The 18,984-nt window shown below is 70.2% G+C and carries 20 protein-coding genes; 14 read left to right on the top strand and 6 right to left on the bottom strand.

The features are described 5' to 3' along the window. Positions 1–2: 2 nt before the first annotated feature. Positions 3–833, bottom strand: coding sequence for a class I SAM-dependent methyltransferase (locus tag E5671_RS14810; protein ID WP_160504428.1), 831 nt, complete (start codon positions 831–833; stop codon positions 3–5). A gap of 396 nt (positions 834–1,229) precedes the next feature. On the opposite strand from E5671_RS14810, the gene rpsA reads away from it, so the two are divergent. The 5 genes from rpsA (at position 1,230) to E5671_RS14785 (ending at position 5,478) form a co-directional block, all read left to right on the top strand. Then, complete coding sequence (gene rpsA / locus E5671_RS14805) at positions 1,230–2,753, top strand: 30S ribosomal protein S1 (protein WP_160504427.1); 1,524 nt, start codon at positions 1,230–1,232, stop codon at positions 2,751–2,753. Positions 2,754–3,030: 277 nt separating this feature from the next. Then, complete coding sequence (locus tag E5671_RS14800; protein ID WP_160504426.1) at positions 3,031–3,969, top strand: PAC2 family protein; 939 nt, start codon at positions 3,031–3,033, stop codon at positions 3,967–3,969. 53 nt (positions 3,970–4,022) lie between these two features. After that, positions 4,023–4,625, top strand: a complete 603-nt coding sequence (coaE, locus tag E5671_RS14795; protein ID WP_160504425.1) for a dephospho-CoA kinase — start codon at positions 4,023–4,025, stop codon at positions 4,623–4,625. 13 nt (positions 4,626–4,638) lie between these two features. Continuing rightward, on the top strand, positions 4,639–5,022 hold the full coding sequence (locus E5671_RS14790) for a DUF3592 domain-containing protein (RefSeq protein WP_160504424.1): 384 nt from the start codon (positions 4,639–4,641) through the stop codon (positions 5,020–5,022). Positions 5,023–5,106: 84 nt separating this feature from the next. Next, positions 5,107–5,478, top strand: a complete 372-nt coding sequence (locus E5671_RS14785; RefSeq protein WP_160504423.1) for a tetratricopeptide repeat protein — start codon at positions 5,107–5,109, stop codon at positions 5,476–5,478. An 18-nt stretch (positions 5,479–5,496) separates the two neighbouring features. Here the strand turns inward: E5671_RS14785 and E5671_RS14780 are convergent, their stop codons facing one another. Next, positions 5,497–5,757 carry a DUF6343 family protein gene (locus tag E5671_RS14780; RefSeq protein ID WP_160510201.1) on the bottom strand — a complete coding sequence of 87 codons (261 nt, stop codon included), beginning with the start codon at positions 5,755–5,757 and terminating at the stop codon, positions 5,497–5,499. 250 nt (positions 5,758–6,007) lie between these two features. On the opposite strand from E5671_RS14780, the gene E5671_RS14775 reads away from it, so the two are divergent. Together E5671_RS14775 and E5671_RS14770 are read left to right on the top strand one after the other, a co-directional pair. Continuing rightward, positions 6,008–6,910, top strand: coding sequence for an acyltransferase domain-containing protein (locus tag E5671_RS14775; RefSeq protein WP_160510200.1), 903 nt, complete (start codon positions 6,008–6,010; stop codon positions 6,908–6,910). Positions 6,911–6,968: 58 nt separating this feature from the next. After that, positions 6,969–7,673, top strand: a complete 705-nt coding sequence (locus tag E5671_RS14770) for a class I SAM-dependent methyltransferase (RefSeq protein ID WP_160504422.1) — start codon at positions 6,969–6,971, stop codon at positions 7,671–7,673. A gap of 11 nt (positions 7,674–7,684) precedes the next feature. Here E5671_RS14770 and E5671_RS14765 read toward each other — a convergent pair whose 3' ends face one another. Next, on the bottom strand, positions 7,685–8,119 hold the full coding sequence (locus tag E5671_RS14765) for an RNA-binding S4 domain-containing protein (RefSeq protein WP_160504421.1): 435 nt from the start codon (positions 8,117–8,119) through the stop codon (positions 7,685–7,687). Positions 8,120–8,303: 184 nt separating this feature from the next. On the opposite strand from E5671_RS14765, the gene E5671_RS14760 reads away from it, so the two are divergent. The 4 genes from E5671_RS14760 (at position 8,304) to pip (ending at position 13,443) form a co-directional block, all read left to right on the top strand. Then, positions 8,304–9,689, top strand: coding sequence for a M20/M25/M40 family metallo-hydrolase (locus tag E5671_RS14760; protein ID WP_160504420.1), 1,386 nt, complete (start codon positions 8,304–8,306; stop codon positions 9,687–9,689). Further along, a complete protein-coding gene (locus tag E5671_RS14755) occupies positions 9,686–11,212 on the top strand; it encodes a YfcC family protein (protein WP_160504419.1) in 1,527 nt (508 codons plus the stop codon). The genes E5671_RS14760 and E5671_RS14755 overlap by 4 nt, the downstream gene beginning before the upstream one ends. After that, on the top strand, positions 11,209–12,420 hold the full coding sequence (locus tag E5671_RS14750; protein WP_160504418.1) for an MFS transporter: 1,212 nt from the start codon (positions 11,209–11,211) through the stop codon (positions 12,418–12,420). Before E5671_RS14755 ends, E5671_RS14750 begins: the two co-directional genes overlap by 4 nt. A 69-nt stretch (positions 12,421–12,489) precedes the next feature. Then, on the top strand, positions 12,490–13,443 hold the full coding sequence (pip, locus tag E5671_RS14745) for a prolyl aminopeptidase (RefSeq protein ID WP_160504417.1): 954 nt from the start codon (positions 12,490–12,492) through the stop codon (positions 13,441–13,443). Between the two features lie 227 nt (positions 13,444–13,670). Here pip and E5671_RS14740 read toward each other — a convergent pair whose 3' ends face one another. After that, complete coding sequence (locus tag E5671_RS14740) at positions 13,671–14,327, bottom strand: GntR family transcriptional regulator (protein WP_160504416.1); 657 nt, start codon at positions 14,325–14,327, stop codon at positions 13,671–13,673. Between the two features lie 171 nt (positions 14,328–14,498). On the opposite strand from E5671_RS14740, the gene E5671_RS14735 reads away from it, so the two are divergent. The 3 genes from E5671_RS14735 (at position 14,499) to E5671_RS14725 (ending at position 17,948) form a co-directional block, all read left to right on the top strand. Next, positions 14,499–15,968, top strand: coding sequence for a cytosine permease (locus E5671_RS14735; protein ID WP_160504415.1), 1,470 nt, complete (start codon positions 14,499–14,501; stop codon positions 15,966–15,968). After that, positions 15,968–16,684, top strand: a complete 717-nt coding sequence (locus tag E5671_RS14730) for an aspartate/glutamate racemase family protein (RefSeq protein WP_160504414.1) — start codon at positions 15,968–15,970, stop codon at positions 16,682–16,684. The genes E5671_RS14735 and E5671_RS14730 overlap by 1 nt, the downstream gene beginning before the upstream one ends. A gap of 211 nt (positions 16,685–16,895) precedes the next feature. Further along, complete coding sequence (locus E5671_RS14725) at positions 16,896–17,948, top strand: glycoside hydrolase family 6 protein (RefSeq protein WP_336605759.1); 1,053 nt, start codon at positions 16,896–16,898, stop codon at positions 17,946–17,948. Between the two features lie 31 nt (positions 17,949–17,979). Here the strand turns inward: E5671_RS14725 and E5671_RS14720 are convergent, their stop codons facing one another. After that, positions 17,980–18,399, bottom strand: coding sequence for a RidA family protein (locus E5671_RS14720; RefSeq protein ID WP_160504413.1), 420 nt, complete (start codon positions 18,397–18,399; stop codon positions 17,980–17,982). A 71-nt stretch (positions 18,400–18,470) separates the two neighbouring features. Continuing rightward, positions 18,471–18,677 carry a hypothetical protein gene (locus E5671_RS14715; RefSeq protein WP_237330169.1) on the bottom strand — a complete coding sequence of 69 codons (207 nt, stop codon included), beginning with the start codon at positions 18,675–18,677 and terminating at the stop codon, positions 18,471–18,473. Between the last annotated feature and the right edge of the window lie 307 nt (positions 18,678–18,984).

The raw sequence follows: 18,984 nt of genomic DNA, 5'->3' as shown, positions 1-18,984 counted from the left end.
ACTCAGTCTCGTACGCATACGTAGATCGCCGTCCCCGGGATCAGGTTTCCGCGCAACGGGGACCAGCCGCCCCACTCCTGGGTGTTCCACGCCGGCCACTCCGGCTCCACCACGTCCACGAGCCGCAGACCGGCGGCCACGATGTCCCGCACCCGGTCGCCGAGCGTCCGGTGGTGCTCCACGTAGACGGCGTTCCCGTTCTCGTCCTGCTCCACATAAGGAGTGCGGTCGAAGTACGAGGCCGCCACGGAGAGGCCCTCGGGACCCGGCTTGTCGGGAAAGGCCCAGCGCATCGGGTGCGTCGCCGAGAACACGAAGCGGCCGCCGGGCCGCAGCACGCGGTGCACGTCCTTGAGGACCCGCACCGGATCGGCGACGAACGGCAGCGCGCCGTACGCGGAACACGCGAGGTCGAAGCTGCCGTCGGCGAACGGCAGCGCCCCCGCGTCCGCCTCCACCAGCGGCACCCCGCCGCCGATCCGCAGCGCGTGCTGCAACTGGCGGTGGGAGAGATCGAGGGCGACCGGACGCGCGCCCTGCGCGGCGAGCCAGCGCGAGCACTGTGCGGCGCCCGCGCCGATCTCCAGGATGTCCTTGCCCTTCAGCTCCTCGGGCGGACCGAGCAGCTCGGCCTCCACCTCGTCGAGCCCCTCGGGACCCCACACGAACCGGTCGTCACCCAGGAAGGTGCCGTGCTCGATCTGGTAGTCGTCCGCGTTCCTGTCCCACCAGCCGCGATTGGCGCGGCTGCTCTCCGTGACGTCGGCGTCGCGGCGGGTGGCTTCCGGTTCGGGCGTCTCGGGCAGCTCGGACTCTTGGATGATCGGCTCCATCGTCGTACTCTTCCGTCTGGCTTCGTCGAGGCTCGTCGCGGTGAGGCGGTCGCGGGACGCCGTGAAAGCGTCGCGACAGGGCGCGGTGCGGCCCGTGTGGCCTCACGCGACAGCATTTGTGCCGGGTATGCGGCGTTCCGCCCCGGGTGTGCGCCTTCGCGCATTGACCCTGTCCGGCTGCCCCCGTATGCTACAAGTTGCGCTGCGAGCCTGCCGTCCTCAGACCTAGCAGGGTGCGCTCGCATCTGTTGCATGTCCCCTCGGTTGTCGAGGCGCCTTCCGTTTCTTCGGAAACAGAATCGGCGCTTCCCAGGCTGTCCGGCTTCTTCAGAGCGAAATCGGCTCCGGCGCTAGCAGTACCTACGACTCACTGTCCGTACCGGAGCCCTTACCCACATGACGAGCAGCACCGAGACCACCGCCACCACCCCGCAGGTAGCGGTCAACGACATCGGTAACGAGGAAGCCTTCCTCGCCGCGATCGACGAGACGATCAAGTACTTCAACGACGGCGACATCGTCGACGGCGTCATCGTGAAGGTCGACCGGGACGAGGTCCTGCTCGACATCGGTTACAAGACCGAAGGCGTCATCCCGAGCCGCGAGCTCTCCATCAAGCACGACGTCGACCCGAACGAGGTCGTCGCGGTTGGTGACGAGATCGAGGCCCTGGTTCTCCAGAAGGAGGACAAGGAAGGCCGTCTGATCCTGTCCAAGAAGCGCGCTCAGTACGAGCGTGCCTGGGGCACGATCGAGAAGATCAAGGAAGAAGACGGCATCGTCACCGGTACCGTCATCGAGGTCGTCAAGGGTGGTCTCATCCTCGACATCGGCCTCCGTGGCTTCCTGCCGGCCTCCCTCGTCGAGATGCGCCGCGTCCGCGACCTCCAGCCCTACGTGGGCAAGGAGCTCGAGGCCAAGATCATCGAGCTGGACAAGAACCGCAACAACGTGGTCCTGTCCCGCCGTGCCTGGCTCGAGCAGACCCAGAGCGAGGTCCGTCAGACCTTCCTCACGACCCTGCAGAAGGGTCAGGTCCGCTCCGGCGTCGTTTCCTCGATCGTCAACTTCGGTGCGTTCGTGGACCTCGGCGGCGTCGACGGTCTCGTGCACGTCTCCGAGCTCTCCTGGAAGCACATCGACCACCCCTCCGAGGTTGTCGAGGTCGGCCAGGAAGTCACCGTCGAGGTTCTCGACGTGGACATGGACCGCGAGCGCGTGTCCCTGTCGCTCAAGGCGACGCAGGAAGACCCGTGGCAGCAGTTCGCCCGCACGCACCAGATCGGGCAGGTTGTTCCCGGTAAGGTCACCAAGCTCGTTCCGTTCGGTGCGTTCGTGCGCGTCGACGAGGGCATCGAGGGCCTGGTCCACATCTCCGAGCTGGCCGAGCGCCACGTGGAGATCCCGGAGCAGGTCGTCCAGGTCAACGACGAGATCTTCGTCAAGGTCATCGACATCGACCTCGAGCGTCGCCGGATCTCGCTGAGCCTCAAGCAGGCCAACGAGTCCTTCGGTGCCGACCCGTCGGCCGTCGAGTTCGACCCGACCCTGTACGGCATGGCCGCGTCCTACGACGACCAGGGCAACTACATCTACCCCGAGGGCTTCGACCCCGAGACGAACGACTGGCTCGAGGGCTTCGAGACCCAGCGTGAGGCTTGGGAGGGCCAGTACGCCGAGGCGCAGCAGCGCTTCGAGCAGCACCAGGCTCAGGTCATCAAGTCCCGCGAGGCGGACGCCCAGGCCGAGGCCGAGGGCGCTGCGGCTCCCGCTTCCTCGACCGGCGCCCCGGCTGCCGGCGGCAGCGGTGGTGGCGGCGGCGGTTCGTACTCCTCGGAGTCGGACGACAACTCCGGCGCCCTGGCGTCGGACGAGGCGCTTGCCGCGCTGCGCGAGAAGCTCGCCGGCGGTCAGAGCTGACCTCGCGTCGCTCTCTCTAGGCGGTAGCTGAACACTGCGGGCCCGCATCTCTTCGGAGGTGCGGGCCCGTTGTTCTGTTTCGGGTGCGGGTCCGGTGGGGGCTGGTCGCGCAGTTCCCCGCGCCCCTAAGGGCTCGTCCCTTCGGGACGTTGCCCGGTCAACTCGGCGTCCCCCAGGGCGTAAGAAGCCGCTGTGACGAGACGGAGGAGGGAATGCCCGCGCTCTTGTGGGCGTTCTCCTGTACGAGTCACGACGAAGAGGGCGAGGAGCGGTCACAGTGCTTGATCCGCAGGGTTTGTACGCATGGGAGCCGAAGGGCCTCGCGGTCGTCGACATGGCGCTGGCCCAGGAATCGGCCGGACTGGTCATGCTCTACCACTTCGACGGCTACATCGACGCGGGCGAGACCGGCGACCAGATCGTCGAACGCCTCACGGACAGCCTGCCGGGCCAGGTGGTGGCGAGCTTCGACCACGACCGGCTCGTCGACTACCGTGCGCGGCGTCCGCTGCTCACGTTCCGGCGCGACCGCTGGAGCGACTACGAGGTGCCCACGCTCGACGTGCGGCTGCTCCAGGACGCCACGGGCGCGCCCTTCCTGTTGCTCTCCGGGCCCGAGCCCGACATCGAGTGGGAACGCTTCGCCTCGGCGATCGAGCAGATCGTGGAGCGGCTCGGCGTACGCCTCTCGGTGAACTTCCACGGCATCCCCATGGGCGTGCCGCACACCCGCCCCGTGGGCCTCACCCCGCACGGCAACCGCACCGACCTGGTGCCGGGGCACCGCAGCCCCTTCGACGAGGCGCAGGTGCCCGGCAGCGCGGCATCGCTCGTCGAGTACCGCCTCCTGGAGGCGGGCCACGACGTGCTCGGTGTCGCCGCGCACGTCCCGCACTACATCGCGCGCTCCGCGTACCCGGACGCCGCCCTCACGGTCCTCGAGGCGATCACCGCCGCGACGGGCCTCGTGCTGCCGAGCGTCGCGCACGGCCTGCGCACCGAGGCGCACCGCACCCAGACCGAGATCGACCGGCAGATCCAGGAGGGCGACGAGGAACTGGTCTCCCTCGTACAGGGACTTGAGCACCAGTACGACGCCGCGGCCGGCGCCGACGCGCGCGGCAACATGCTCGCGGAGCCCATGGACATCCCGTCCGCCGACGAGATCGGCCAGGAATTCGAGCGCTTCCTCGCCGAGCGCGAGGGCGACGCGTAAACGATGTCCGGCCGAGGGGGCGGAGAGTGAAGCCACCCCCTAAGCTGCCGGTCATGCTGAAGGTGGGCCTGACCGGCGGTATCGGAGCCGGCAAGAGTGAAGTATCGCGTCTCCTCGTCGCGTCCGGAGCCGTGCTGATCGACGCCGACAAGATCGCGCGGGAGGTTGTGGAGCCCGGAACTCCGGGGCTTGCGCAGGTCGTTGAAGCCTTCGGTCAGGAGATCCTCGCTCCGGACGGCACCCTCGACCGGCCGAAGCTCGGCTCGATCGTCTTCGCCGACCCGCAGAAGCTGGCCTTGCTGAACTCGATCGTCCACCCCCTGGTCGGCGCCCGCTCCGCCGAACTGGAGGAGGCTGCCTCCGAGGACGCCGTGGTCATCCATGACGTGCCGCTGCTCGCGGAGAACGGCCTTGCGCCTCTGTACGACCTCGTGGTCGTTGTCGACGCGCGCCCCGAGACCCAGCTCGATCGTCTCGTGCGGCTGCGCGGCATGAGCGAGGAGGACGCCCGCGCGCGGATGGCCGCACAGGCGACGCGCGAGAAGCGTCTGGAGATCGCCCACATCGTGATCGACAACGACGGCCCGCTTGAGGGCCTCGGCCAGCGAGTCGACGCCGTATGGGCGGACCTCGCGCGGCGGGCACGGGCGGCCTAGAAGGAGGCGGGGAGTGGTCGTACTGGCGGTGTTCACCGCCTTGGGCGGCCTGGTCGCGCTGCTGGCCGGCGCGTACGGCCTGCGGCAGACCCGGCGCATCACGGCCGCGGGCGAGGTGGCGCAGGCCCTGGTCAAGGCGGTGCCGCCGGGGGCCGAGCGGCCGACGCTGCAGTTCGAGACGGGGGACGGGCGGGTCGTCGAGGTGGTGTCGCCGGTGCCGCGGAGCGACAGGCGTCCGCTCGCCGCGGGGGACCGGGTGCGCATCGCGTACGACAGTGATGATCCCCGGGAGACCGTCGTCCTCGGCCACGAGCGCAGGGGCCTCGACCGGGGATTCGTGGCGGCGGGGGCGGCGGTTCTGGTGCTCGGCCTGGTGCTGACGGTCCTGGCGTGGTGAGGTTCCGTGCGCCCGGTGAGAACTGACGGAATAGGCGTCGGCGTGACGGGCGTTGAGACAGTGCAGCGAGGGAAGGAGTCACGCGTGCCCGAAATAACCCCGGAGACCCATGTCATCGACTTCCGTGCGGCGGAGCAGCTCCTTGCCGCGCGGGATCCCAGAGGCGCCGTGAAGCTGCTCGACACGGTCATCGCGGCCCACCCCGAGAACACGGCGGCGCGGCTGCTGCGGGCCCGTGCCTTCTTCGCCGCCGCCCAACTGCGCGCTGCCGAGCTGGAGTTCAGCATCATCCTGGAGCGCGAGCCGGACAACGCCTTCGCCCACTTCGCCCTCGCCCGCACCTACGAACGTGCGGCGCGGCCCGACCAGGCCCGGCGCCACTTCCGTCTCGCCGCGGCACTCGACCCGCAGCCGGAGTACGTGGCGGCGGCACGCTTCGACGACGCCGAGGGCTGAGGGGGCCACCCCTGAGGGCTAGCCGGCCTTCGGGGGCTCGTACGGCGGGATGTCGCGGCCCGGCTGGAAGTGCGGGCCCTGGTGGATGTGGCGCAGGATCATCGCCATGTCGGCGGTCACGATCAGCCACAGCACGCCGCAGGCCACGGCCCATTCGGGGCGTCCCGCGAGGGCGAAGGCGACGGTGCCGAACGTGGCCCAGACCAGTCCCCACACGCTGAACCAGAAGCGCATGCGCAGGGGACTGCGCGCGGTCACCGGTTCACTGCCTGTGCGCATCATGAGAGGTCATCTCCTCCCTCTCCACCCTGCTGCCGAGGGCTCTCCACCTTCCAGGATCCACCCGTGGGTGGTGGACCGGAAGGGGCGGAGGCTTCAAGATCGTAGATGTGTCGATCGGGGGTAAGGCTGTGCTGGACGTGGGGGTAAGGCTGTGCTGGACGTACTGAGGGACCGGGCGAGGACGGACGGGTGGCTCGCCGCGTGGCTGAAGGATCTTGAGGGCGCTCGGGAGCCACGGGCCGAGGCGGTGCTGCCCTCCGCGGACGAGCTGCCGGACGTGCTGCTCGACCTGGCGGTGCCGCACGAGGACATCAATGAACTGGTGGCCCTGCGCGGGCGGCTGATGGCGGACCCGGAGGCGCGGTGGCTGCTTGACCGCAGCGTCGACGGGATGGTGCGGGACATGGGGAAGGCCGGCGACGACCCTCAGTACCCGCCCTTGCCCGCGGAGTTGGGTGCGCTCGGGACCTTCTTCCATGTGTATGTGTTCGTGGCGACCCTGCCGTACGTACGCGCCTATCACCGCAGCCGCGGCATCCCGGACGACACCTCCCGGCGTACGCTCGCGGACCTCGGGCGGCACATGGCGGTGCACCGCCGGGCGCGCGGCGGCCCCGGGCTGCTGCATCCGGGCTGGAACGCCCTGCATTTCCGGGGTGAGCTCTACCAACTGGGCAGGCTGCAGTTCCAGCGCGCCGTCCTGGGGGAGCGGATGGGCGGGGCGGTGGCAGCGGCGGGGCATTCCGCGGGCCGGGGCGACCTCTGTCTGAACCTCCACATCACCGACTTCCGGGGGCCGCTGTCCCCGGAATCCTGTGACCGGTCGATGGTGCTGGCGCGGGAGTTCTTCGCGCGGCACTTCCCGGAGGAGCGATATGAGACAGCCGTGTGCCACTCCTGGCTGCTCGATCCTCAGCTGAAGCGGTACCTGCCGGGGGATTCGAACATCGTCCGCTTCCAGGAGCGCTTCCACCCGGCGGCCGGATATGAGCGGGTGCCGGACGACACCACACCCGTCGCCTTCGTCTTCGGCGACGGGCGCCTCCCCGTGGCCGAACTGCCAAGGCGCACAAGGGTGGAGCGGGCCGTGGGCGACCACTTGAGGGCGGGCGGGCACTGGTACGGAGGGCATGGCTGGTTCCCGCTATAGACCGCGGGGCCGCGGGGAGAGGTGGGAACGGGCCCTCGGAGCACTTCGTTGAGGGGGCATGAATGTTGAGATGCGTGAGGGATACGAGGGGACGGGCCCCGGAGCGATCACGCCGGACGGCTGCGCGGTGGAGCTCTACACGCGCCTGTCCGTCGGCGACGAGCCCGATGTCATCGCCGGTGCGGTGCCGGCCGGGGCGCACATTCTGGAGCTGGGAAGCGGCGCGGGACGGGTGACGCGTCCGCTGCTGGAGCGGGGGTTCCGGGTCACGGCGGTGGACGAGTCCGCCGAGATGCTGGAGAAGGTCGCCGCGCTCGAAGGGCGGGTGCGCACGATCCTGAGCCCGATCGAGAAGCTCGACCTGGGGGAGCGGTTCGAGGTGGTGATGCTCGCGTCGTTCCTCGTGCACAACGGCGATCCGGCGGTCCGGCGCGGCATGCTGCGGGCCTGCCGGAGCCATGTGACGGACGACGGCTGTGTGCTGATCCAGCGGGAGGGCGCGGACTACCACACGAACCTGCCGAGGGAGCGGGTCGACCCGGGCGGGTACACGGTGCGGATCGTGTCGGCGGAGCCCGTCGGGGACGGGGTGAACGAGGTGCACGCGGAGTACGTCTTCCCTGACGCCGTATGGACCCAGACGTTCCGCGCCCGGCCGCTCACGAAGGAGCAGTTCGAGCAGGCGCTGGGGGAGGCGGGGCTCAGGGTCGACAAGTACCTGACGGAGGACGGGACTTGGGTGCGGGTCGTGCCGGTCCGCTGACTCGGCCGTCGTCAGCCCTCGAAGCCGCGCAGTCGTTCCATCTCCCGGCGGTCGCGCTTGGTGGGGCGGCCCGTTCCGCGGTCCCGTACGCCCGCGGGGGCCACGGCCTCGCGGGGCGGCGGGGGCGGGCTGTTGTCGACGTAGCACTCGACGGCCGCCGGCGGGCCGACTCGCTTGCGGATGACGCGTTTGACGACGACGACGCGTTCACGGCCGTCCGCGTGACGCAGGCGCACCTCGTCGCCGACGTGCACGGCGTAAGCGGGCTTCACGCGCTCGCCGTTGACCCGGACATGGCCGCCCTTGCAGGCCGCCGCGCCCATGGGGCGGGTCTTCACCAGACGTACGGCCCAGATCCAGGCGTCGACCCGCGCGGAACCCCCGCCTGCGGCACCGCCCGCAACACCGCCCGCACCCGCGCCACCGCCTGAAGTCTCCGAAGCCATGCCCCGACTTTAATGCCTGCCCGGCGGTTCAGGGCGAGGGCCGGGCAAGCGCTGTGCGGCGGTTGGGCGGCAGCAGTGCGGCATCCCCGCCCGCCCGGCGAGCCGTGCGGGAACCGCTCCCCTCGGAGTCCGATAATTCGGTCTATTCGCCGCAAAGCGGGACGCAGACCGAGGGGTGCCGCCCATGAAGCTCGAAGCCACCGTCGATGACCTGATGGACACGTTGCGCGCCGACCTCGAACGGCTCGCCGCGATCCCGTCGATCGCCTTCCCCGGCTTCCCGGCCGCACCGGTGCAGGAGGCGCACGATCTGCTGGTCGAGCTGTTGCGGGGGGCGGGGGTGCCAAGCGTCGAGCGGCTCGACCTGCCGGACACCGCGCCCGTGATCTACGGGGAGATCCCGCCGCCGGCCCCCGACGCACCGACGGTCCTGCTCTACGGTCACTACGACGTCCAGCCGCCCGGCGACGAGAGCCTGTGGCAGTCGCCGCCCTTCGAGCCGACGCCCATCGACGAGGCGGGGGGCGGCCTGCGCGCCCGCGGCATCGCCGACGACAAGTCCAACGTCATCGCGCACCTGGGGATGCTGCGGGCCTACGGCGGCAGGCCGCCCGTCGGGATCAAGATCGTCATCGAGGGGCAGGAGGAGTACGGCAGCGCCTTCGACGACTATCCGCCCACCGACCCGGAGCGGTTCGCCTGCGACGCCATGGTGGTCGCCGACCTCGGCAACCTCCGGCCCGGCACCCCCACCCTCACCACCGCCCTGCGCGGCGCGTCCGAAGTGGTCGTGGAGGTGCGCACCCTCGACGAGCCGCGCCACAGCGGGGAGTTCGGGGGAGCGGCGCCCGACGCGCTGCTCGTGCTCCTCAAGGCCCTGGCCACCCTCCACGACGTACACGGAGACGTGGCCATGGAGGGGCTTCGGCGCGAGGACTGGAGCGGCACGAGCTACACCGAGGACGAGTTCCGCTCGCTCGCCGGAGTGGTGGACGGGGTGCCGCTCATCGGCAGCGGCAGCCTCGGCGAGCGCCTGTGGAGCGGCCCCGCCATCACGGTGATCGGCCTTGACGCGCCCACGGTCGAGCACGCGGCGTCGGCTGTCGTGCCGTACGCACGCGCCAAGTTGAACCTCCGCTTCCACCCCCGCCAGGACCCGAAGGAGGCGCGGGGAAAGCTGGTCGATCACCTGCGCTCGCTCAGGCCCTTCGGCGTTCCTCTCACCGTCACGCCCGGCGACACCGGCCCCGGCTACGAGGCCGCCACCGGCGGGCCCGCCTACCGCGCAGCGCGCGCAGCGCTCAAGGAGGCCTGGGGCGAGGAGGCCTCGTTCGTGGCGACCGGCGGCTCCATCCCGCTGGTCAACGGCCTCGCGAAGGCGGCACCCGGGGCCGAGGTCCTGCTCTTCGGCGCCCAGGACAGCATGTGCAATCTGCACGCCCCGAACGAACGCGTCCTCTTCTCCGAACTGCGCAACACGGTCGTCGCCATGGCGGCCTTCGTACGTGAGTACGCCGCTGACTTCAACGGATCCGACGGATCCGACGGCGCCGCGGAGAGCCGCGCATGAGCACCACCGCCACCGATCCCGGCACCGAAGAGCCGCAGCACAAACGGAAGTTCACCTTCCCCAGCGCCCTGACCATCCTCGCGATCGTCACCGTAGCCGTCTGGCTGCTCGCCTTCCTCATCCCGTCCGGCGCCTACGACCGCAACGACGAGGGCGCCCCCGTCGAGGGCAGCTACCACCGCGTCGACTCCGGCCAGACCTTCATCGACCGCCTCAACGACCTCTTCCTCGCCCCGGTCAACGGCCTGTACGGCATCCAGGACGAGAAGTCGGGCGTCGTCGGGCCCGACATGGCCGGTGAGCTGTACGGCAGCGCGGGCGTGTTCCTGTTCGTGCTCGCCATCGGCGCGTTCATCACCGTCGTCTTCGCCACCGGCGCACTCGACCGCGGCATCGGCCGCCTCGCGCACCGCCTTCGCGAGCGCGGGGCGATGCTGATCGCCGGGGTGATGCTCGTCTTTTCCGTCCTCGGCACGGTCGAGGGGTTCGCGGAGGAGACGCTCGGCTTCTACGGCCTGATCGTGCCGCTGATGCTCGCCCTCGGCTACGACCGGATGGTCGCGGTCGGCGCGATCATCCTGGGCGCGGGGATCGGCGTGCTCTGCTCGACGGTCAACCCGTTCGCGACCGGAGTCGCCTCCTCCGCCGCGGACATCTCGCTCGGCGACGGCATCGTGCTGCGGTTCGCGATGTGGATCGTCCTGACGGCGGTCACCATCGCCTACGTCATCCGGTACGCGAGGCGCGTACAGAAGAACCCGGAACGCTCCCTCTCCGGCTTCCTGCCCGGCGACCGCGAGCAGACCGCCGCCGACGCGGGCGAGGTGCCGGAGCTGACGCGTCTGCACAAGGCCGTGCTCGTCCTGGTGGCCCTTGTCTTCGCCTTCATGATCTTCTCCGTGGTGCCCTGGGCGAGCGCGCTCACGGGCGACGCGGACGCGAAGCCGTACGGCTTCGAACTCGGCTGGTCCTTCCCGCAGTTGGCTGCGCTCTTCCTCTGTGCGGCCGTGCTCGTCGGGGTCGTGGCGCGGATGGGCGAGCAGCGGCTCAGCTCGACGATCACTCAGGGCGCGGCCGACTTCATCTCGCCCGCGCTCGTCATCGTGCTCGCGCGCGGCGTCACGGTGATCATGAACAACTCGAAGGTCACGGACACCGTCCTGCACTCCATCGAGGGAGTGGTGAAGGGCACGTCCTCCGGCCTCTTCGCGATCATCGTCTTCGTGGTGAACCTGCCGCTGGCCTTCCTGATCCCGTCCACCTCCGGCCACGCGACCCTCGCCATGCCGATCCTCGCCCCGCTCGCCGACTTCGCCGGGGTCTCGCGCTCGGTCGTCGTCACGGCCTGGCAGGCGGCGAGCGGCTGGATGAACCTGTGGGTCCCGACGACGGCCGTGACCATCGGCGGCGTCGCGCTCGCGAAGGTCGGCTACGACAAATACCTGCGGTTCGTCTGGCCGCTGCTTGCCATCCTGTTCGTCCTGATCTGCGCCTTCGTGGCGCTTGGAGCGGCGCTCACATGACACCGAACCCGTCCGCACACACCTCAGCCGTCACGGCCCGTCCATCGGCCGCCGCCTACCGCAACCTCGCGGTCGCCACGGTCGGCTTCACGCTCACCTTCTGGGCGTGGGACCTGATCGCGCCCCTCGGCAGCGACTTCGGGGAGCGGCTCGGGCTCTCCTCCTTCGCGCAGTCCCTGCTGGTCGCCGTGCCGGTCATCGTCGGCTCGCTCGGCCGCGTCCCGGTCGGCGCACTCACCGACCGCTACGGCGCCAAGCGGATGTTCCCGCTGGTCTCGGCGCTCACGATCGTGCCGGTACTGCTGATCATTCCGGCCAAGGACAACTACGTCGCGATGCTCGCGGTCGGTTTCCTGCTCGGCCTCGGCGGAACGACGTTCGCGATCGGCATCCCGCTGGTCAACTCCTGGTTCCCGCCCGCCCACCGGGGCTTCGCACTCGGGGTCTTCGGGATGGGCATGGGCGGTGTGGCGCTCTCCGGGTACTTCACGCCGCGCATCGCCAAGCACGGCGAGAACCTGCCGTTCCTGGTCGTGGCGATCGCGTTGGCAGCCTTCGCGGTGCTCGCGGCGCTCCTGATCACCGACCGCCCCGACCGGCCGGTTCCGACGAGCCCGCTCACGACCCGGCTCGGGGAAGCCGGGCGGCTGCGGGTGACGTGGGAGCTGTCGGCGCTGTACGCGATCGGGTTCGGCGGCATCGTGGCCTTCGGGGTCTATCTGCCCACGTATCTGAAGACCTGGTACGACCTCTCGCCCACGGACGCGGGCACCAAGGCGGCCGGGTTCGCACTGGTCACGGTCGTCTTCCGGCCCATCGGCGGCTGGCTCTCGGACCGGATCCACCCGGCGACGGTCACCTCGTTCGCGCTGGCCGTCGTCGCGGTCTTCGCCATCGCGCAGGCTTTCGAACCGTCACTGAATCCGGGCGGCACGATCTGCTTCCTGGTCATGGCGGCGGGGCTCGGCACGGCGAGCGGCAGCGTCTTCGCGCTCGTCTCGCAGGTGACGCCACAGGCGCAGGTCGGGTCCGTGACGGGCATCGTGGGAGCGGTGGGCGGCCTCGGCGGCTTCGTCCCGCCGCTGGTCATGGGAGCGATCTACAGCGCCAAGGACTCGTACTCGATCGGGTTCATGCTGCTCTCGGATCTGGCGCTCGCGGGGTGTGTGTACGCGTACGGGCGGATGCGGGGGCTGCGGGCCGGGTAGCCGGTGGGGCTCGTGGGGTGTGCTGCCGGTGGCCGGTGATGCGTGTGGTGCGCGGGTTATCGTCGGCCGATGGGCCTTTATCCGGAGATCGAGCCGTACGACCACGGCATGCTCGAAGTCGGCGACGGCAACCGCGTGTACTGGGAGGTCTGCGGCAATCCGCTGGGGAAGCCGGCGGTGGTGCTGCACGGAGGGCCGGGGTCGGGGTGCACGCCGTTCTTCCGGCGGTACTTCGACCCCGACGCGTACCGGGTGGTGCTCCTGGACCAGCGAGGGTGCGGCCGTTCGACGCCGCCCGCGAGTGATCCCCGTACCGACATGAGCGTCAACACGACTGCGCATCTGCTGGCCGACCTGGAGCTGTTGCGGCGTCATCTGCGGATCGAGCGGTGGTTGGTGTGGGGCGGGTCGTGGGGATCCGTGCTGGGGCTCCGGTATGCGCAGACGTATCCCGACCGGGTGTCCGAGCTGGTGCTCACGGGGCTCGCCACGGGGAGCCGGGCCGAGGTCGAGCTGCTGACCCGGGGCCTCGGGCAGATCTTTCCCGAGGCGTGGGAGGCGTTCCGGGACGGGGTCCCGGAGGGGGAGCGGGACGGGGACCTCGCCGCCGCCTACAACCGGCTCCTCGAATCCCCCGAGGCGGAGGTCAGGGCTGCCGCCGCGCGGGCGTGGACCGACTGGGAGACGGCCTTCGCGTCGCAGCCGCCCCGGTCTGTTCCCCGGTACGAGGATCCCGCTTTCCGGGCGGGGTTCGCCCGGACCGTCACGCACTACTTCGCCCACGACCATTGGCTCGGCGGGGACGAGGTCGTCCTCCGGGACGCGGGGGCGCTGGCCGGGATTCCGGGGACGCTGGTGCAGGGCGTCCTTGACTTCGGGAATCTGGTGGGGGTGCCCTGGCGGCTTCAAGCGGCTTGGCCGGGGAGCGAGTTGATCCTGGTCGGGGAAGCGGGGCATGACGCCGGGGCGCGGGGGATCGCGGAGGAGTTGGTGGGGGCGACGGATCGGTATCGGTTGGGCTGAGGTCCGCCTCCGGCGGTTATTTTCCCCAACCCCGCCCCTTCCCGAAAACCCGCTCTGGCGCGGGGGCCGTGGTGACCGTCATCACCGGCTCCGCCGAGTTCGTCCTCAAACGCCGGACGGGCTGGAAATTCAGCCCCTCCGGCGTTTGAGGAGCGGGGGTCTGGGGGCGGAGCCCCCAGGTAGGCCCCCGCGCCGAGCGGGTTTTCGGGAAGGGGCGGGGTTGGGGACTAATCCTCTTCCTCGCCGAAGAGCTGCCGCACCGTAGACCGGTAGTTGGTCCGCACATGCGCCAGCGCCACGTCCCGCGCAAGCCCCGCATCCCCCGAAGCCACCGCCTCGTACAACTCCCGGTGTTCCACGAGCAGATGCCCCCACTCCTCGTTACGCCGCGTCATCCACCGCAGCCTCCCGTCCACCGGCTCCATGACCGAGGTCAGCAAACCGTTCCCCGCCATCGCCAGAAGGCGGTCGTGGAAGCGCGTGTTGATGTCCGTGATCGCCTCCGCGTCAGCCGTGCGCGTCGCCTTCGCCGCGCTGTCGAGCAGAGCGGAGAGCTCCGCGAGCCCCTCCTCCGTGGCCCGTTCCGCCGCCCGCCCTGCCGCGAACACCTCCAACGCCTCGCGCAGTTCGAAGAGTTCGGTCACGTCGGTGCGGGTCAGGCGGCGGACCACGGTCCTGCGCGGCGTCTCGAAGGTGACGAAGCCCTCCGCGACCAGGGCCCGGATCGCCTCGCGGACCGGAACCCTGGACACCCCCAGGCGCTCGGCGAGCTCCCGTTCGACCAGGCGGTCGCCCGGGCCGAGGTGTCCGGCGATGATCTCCTGCCGCAGCTCGGTGAGCACGCGTTCGCGTACGGCGGCCAGCGGCTGCTCCACGGTCGTCATGGGGTCCATCATCGCCGAACGCCGCATCGATTTACCGATTCGTAACCGTGCGGACATTGCCGGACGCCTCTCCGGGCGGGAGCATGACGGAATCTTTGGTATACCAAACTTTGGTATACCAAATGCCGCCGCACCTCCGTCCCCTTCGCAGGAACTCTCGCAGGAGGCCCCGTGTCCCTCGCCCAGCGCGCCGACTCCCCAGGCGCCGCGACCGACTTCGTGCCCGATCCCCGCCTCACCAACGAAGACCTCGCACCCTCCGCCGAACGCAAGTGGAAGGTGTTCGACCTCTTCGCCCTGTGGATGTCCGACGTCCACAACCTCGGCAACTACACCTTCGCCGCCGGTCTCCTGGTCCTCGGACTGAACGTCTGGCAGATCTTCACCTCGCTCCTCGTCGGCTTCGTGCTCATCTACCTCGGGATGAACATGATGGGGCGCATCGGCCAGCGCCACGGCGTGCCGTTCCCCGTCGTCAGCCGCATCAGCTTCGGCGTCTGGGGCGCCAACATCCCCGCCCTGATCCGGGCCGTGATCGCCATCATGTGGTACGGAATCCAGACCTATCTGGCCTCGATCGCGGTCAACGTCATGCTGATCGCCGCCTTCCCGAGCCTGGAGTCGTGGACCGAGCACTCCTTCCTCGGTCTGCACGCCCTCGGCTGGTGCTCGTTCGTCGCCCTCTGGCTGGCGCAGGGGCTGATCATGACCCAAGGCATGGAATCCGTACGGAAGTTCCAGGACTTCTGCGGGCCCGCCATCTGGGTCGTGATGATCGCCCTCGCCGTGTGGATCCTCTGGAAGGCGGGCTGGACCATCTCGCTCACCAGTACGCCGAACCCGGTCTCCACCGGGGAGCAGGTGCGGCAGTGGTTCGGCGCCATCGGGCTCATCCTCGCCACCTACGGCACGCTGATGCTCAACTTCTGCGACTTCTCGCGCTTCGCCCCCGACTACCGCACCGTCAAGCGCGGCAACTTCTGGGGCCTTCCCATCAACTCCACGGCCTTCGTGATCCTCTCCGTCATCGTCACCGCGGGCAGCCTGGAGGTCTTCGGCAAGGCCATCACCGACCCCGCCGAACTGGTCGCCGAGATCGGCAACACCTGGGTGCTGATCTTCGGGGCGCTCACCTTCGCCGTCGCCACGATGGGCGTGAACATCGTGGCCAACTTCGTCTCACCCGCGTACGACCTGGCCAATGTCTGGCCGCAGAAGATCACCTTCAAGATCGGCGGGATCATCTCCACGGTCGCCGCGCTGCTCGTCACGCCGTGGAACCTCTACTCCAACCCCACCGTCGTCAACTACTTCCTCGGCGGCCTCGGAGCCTTCCTCGGACCGCTGTTCGGGATCATCGCGGTCGACTACTTCTGGGTGAAGCGCGGGCGTATCGACGCCGAAGCGCTCTTCAAGGCCGAACCGGGATCGCCGTACTACTACAAGAGGGGCGTCAACCCGAAGGCGCTCGGGGCCTTCGTGCCCACCGCCGGGGTCGCCGCGGTGTGCGCGCTCGTGCCGTTCTTCGACTACGTCGCGCCGTACTCCTGGTTCATCGGGACGGCCACGGCCGCGCTGCTGTACGCGGCGCTGTGCCGCGCGGAGCGGACCGCTGCGCTCGCGGATGCGGTGGAGGGCTAGTGCGCATCGTGGTCACGAACTGCAACACGACCCGGGCGATGACCGAGGAGATCGTGGCGGGGGCTCGGGACGCCGCCGCCCCCGGCACCACGATCACCGGGCTCACCCCCGCCTGGGGGCCGGAGTCCGCCGAGGGGTGGCTCGACAGCTACCTCTCGGCGGCCGCCGTCCTGGACACCCTGCGCGGGTACGAGGACTCGTACGACGCCGTGGTCATGGCCGGGTTCGGCGAGCACGGACGCGAGGGCGCCCGGGAGCTCCTCGACGTGCCCGTCGTCGACATCACCGAGGCGGCAGCGCACCTCGCCTGCCTGCTCGGGCGACGGTACGGCGTCGTCACCACCCTCGACCGGACGCGCGGCCAGATCGAGGACAGCCTGCACGCGGCGGGCGTCGCACAGAACTGCGCCGCAGTGGTCGGGACCGGCCTCGGCGTCCTGGACCTCGGGGATTCCGAGGTCACCGCCCACGCCTTCCTCACCGCAGCGGAGCGGGCCCGCGAGGCGGGCGCGGAGGTCCTGGTGCTGGGCTGTGCGGGCATGACAGGACTGCAGGAAAAGGTAGGCGCCGCACTCGACATGCCGGTGGTCGACGGAGTGGCCGCCGCGGTAAAACTCGCCGAGTCACTGGTAGACCTCGGCCTGACGACAAGCCGCACGGACAGCTACGCCAAACCCTTGCCGAAGGTGCGGACTTGGGGGCGGCCGGCGGGGTGATCGCTCGTTGGGCTTGGGGTGACCATGAGACGGGCTGGGTGGCTGAGCCAAACCCCGGCTGACGGGCCGTACTTGGGCGCCGCCGTCGGGGTGATTCTTCGGGTGAACTGTCCCCCGACCGGCGGTGTACGAGGCATGGCGGGGGCCGGGCGACCGCAGACTCCGGGGAACGCGCCGGGCCGGTCCGGCGTCGAGCAGCTGGAGGTGCCCGGTGTCGCAGCCGCCCTTCCGATCACCCGGCCGAGCCCGCCCCCGCCTCGCCCGGCTGCTGGCCGCCGCGCTCCTCGTGAGCGCGGCGGTGTCCGGCGGCGTGGAGGCGGTCGGCGCCGGCCCGCGTGGCGGCGACGGGTCCGCGCCCGCCTCCGCCCCGACGGCCCCCGCCCCCGGCACCGCCTTCTGGGTCGATCCGAACAGTGCCGCCGCCCGGCAGGTCGTCGCATGGCGGAGTCAGGGGCGGGCCGCCGATGCTCAGGTCATTCAGCGCATCGCGGGGCAGCCCCAAGCCGTCTGGTTGCACAGCTCGGGGCCGGGGTCTGTGGTCCGTGCGGTCACGGAGGCGGCTGCCGCGCAGGGGCGTACCCCGGTGCTCGTCGCGTACTTCATCCCGCACCGCGACTGCGGTGACTACTCCGGGGGCGGGGCGGGGACCGCGGCGGAGTACCGGCGGTGGGTCGACGAGTTCGCCGCCGGCATCGGGGAGCGCGCCGCGTACGTCATCGTCGAACCGGACGCCGTCGCGCAGAAGATCGCGGGCTGTGAGAAGGCCGACGCCGACGAGCGGTACGGCCTGCTCGCCTACGCCGTCGACCGCCTCAAGGCGCGCCCGCACACCAGGGTCTACCTGGACGCGGGCAACTCCAGCTGGCTCCCCGACGATCAGCGCCTGCTCGCCCCGCTGCGACAGGCGGGGATCACCAAGGCCGACGGCTTCGCCATCAATGTGTCCAACTACCAGACAAATGAGGCGAGTTCGGAGTACGGGCACCGCCTCGCCGCGGCGCTCGGCGGCGCCAAGCACTTCGTCGTGGACAGCAGCCGCAACGGCAACGGCCCCTACACCGGCGACGACGAGCCCTGGTGCAACCCGCCGGGCCGCGCCCTCGGCACCCCGCCCACCACCGCCACCGGCGCCCCTGCCCTCGACGCGTACCTGTGGATCAAGCGGCCCGGCGAGTCCGACGGAACCTGCCGGGGCGGGCCGAGGGCGGGGCAGTGGTGGCCGGAGTACGCGCTGGGGCTCGCGAGCCGAGCCCGGTCCTCATAGGGATCCTGGGGGTCCCTAGGGGTCCTAGAGGTCAGGTGGTCTCTGGTACGACCGCCGTTGCCGTGATCTCGACCAGCTGGCCGCTGTAGCCCAGGCACGTCGTGCCGAGCAGCGTCGACGTGTGCGGGCCCTTCGCCAGCAGGTCGGAGGCGCGGATGACCTCCCACGCCTCGCTCAGCGGCCCCGGCTCGTCGCTCACGACGTACACCGTGCTGGCCACCACCTGCGTCAGGTCGCTGCCGATCGCCCGCAGGGCCTCGTCGAGATTGGCGATGACCTGTTCCGTCTGGCGCGCCACGTCGCCCTCTCCGACGAGGTTCCCCTCGGGATCGAGCGGCACCGACCCCGCCATGAAGGCGAGCTTGGTGCCGGCCTCGACGAGAGCGGCGTGGGCGTATCCGGGCGGCGGGAAGAGGGTGGGCACGACGGTGCGGTGAGTGGTGGTGGTCATGGGGTCGATCCTGCGGGAGACGGACGCGGGTTCGCACCCGAATTCCGCCCCAGAGAGCGGTTGTAGGCCTCTCAGTGCACCGCCGCCGGTGAAGTACCTCCCCGTACCAGCAAGTTCGGCGAACCCATGCCGTCCGCCCGCGTCGTCCAGATGTCCTGCTTCCTGCCCTCGGCTCCCTCCGCTCCCGGCAGGGCGTACGCCAAGGTGTCGTCGTCCAGCCATGCCGCCTGGTCGTCGACGCTGCGGGATTCTGCCGCTCGGCGCGGCGTCGGCCTCACCGGCCGGGGACCAGAGGAGGACTCCGCCGACGAGCGCGAGCGAGGCGCCTGCTGCCAGAGGGGCGACCCAACGGGCCTTGGTCGTACGGGAACGGGCCTTGTTCGTAAGGGAGTTCATGGCGCGGGGGATGGGCGGCATGTCCGTCTCCTAGATCGGCGTGGGGGGCCGTGAGCGGCGCGGAGGCCATTCGCAGGCATCTTGTCGAGGCGTCATGTGCGCGTCAATTACTTCGGCGGATTATTGTTAGGAAAGTTTCCTACCAGCGCTCACTCCGGGACGTCTGGCCTAGGCTGGCGTGCGGGAATG

The sequence above is a fragment of the Streptomyces sp. BA2 genome, from assembly GCF_009769735.1.
Classification (GTDB): Bacteria; Actinomycetota; Actinomycetes; order Streptomycetales; family Streptomycetaceae; genus Streptomyces.
The sequence above is the reverse complement of the archived record's forward strand: the minus strand, read 5'-3'. Positions and strand labels throughout refer to the sequence as shown.

Bases quoted from the DNA above. Each gene is read 5' to 3' on its own strand.
- E5671_RS14810 (WP_160504428.1), bottom strand. From the start codon at position 833: ATGGAGCCGATCATCCAAGAGTCCGAGCTGCCCGAGACGCCCGAACCG.
- rpsA (WP_160504427.1), top strand. From the start codon at position 1,230: ATGACGAGCAGCACCGAGACCACCGCCACCACCCCGCAGGTAGCGGTC.
- coaE (WP_160504425.1), top strand. From the start codon at position 4,023: ATGCTGAAGGTGGGCCTGACCGGCGGTATCGGAGCCGGCAAGAGTGAA.
- E5671_RS14780 (WP_160510201.1), bottom strand. From the start codon at position 5,757: ATGCGCACAGGCAGTGAACCGGTGACCGCGCGCAGTCCCCTGCGCATG.
- E5671_RS14770 (WP_160504422.1), top strand. From the start codon at position 6,969: ATGAATGTTGAGATGCGTGAGGGATACGAGGGGACGGGCCCCGGAGCG.
- E5671_RS14765 (WP_160504421.1), bottom strand. From the start codon at position 8,119: ATGGCTTCGGAGACTTCAGGCGGTGGCGCGGGTGCGGGCGGTGTTGCG.
- E5671_RS14760 (WP_160504420.1), top strand. From the start codon at position 8,304: ATGAAGCTCGAAGCCACCGTCGATGACCTGATGGACACGTTGCGCGCC.
- E5671_RS14755 (WP_160504419.1), top strand. From the start codon at position 9,686: ATGAGCACCACCGCCACCGATCCCGGCACCGAAGAGCCGCAGCACAAA.
- E5671_RS14750 (WP_160504418.1), top strand. From the start codon at position 11,209: ATGACACCGAACCCGTCCGCACACACCTCAGCCGTCACGGCCCGTCCA.
- pip (WP_160504417.1), top strand. From the start codon at position 12,490: ATGGGCCTTTATCCGGAGATCGAGCCGTACGACCACGGCATGCTCGAA.
- E5671_RS14740 (WP_160504416.1), bottom strand. From the start codon at position 14,327: ATGACGACCGTGGAGCAGCCGCTGGCCGCCGTACGCGAACGCGTGCTC.
- E5671_RS14720 (WP_160504413.1), bottom strand. From the start codon at position 18,399: ATGACCACCACCACTCACCGCACCGTCGTGCCCACCCTCTTCCCGCCG.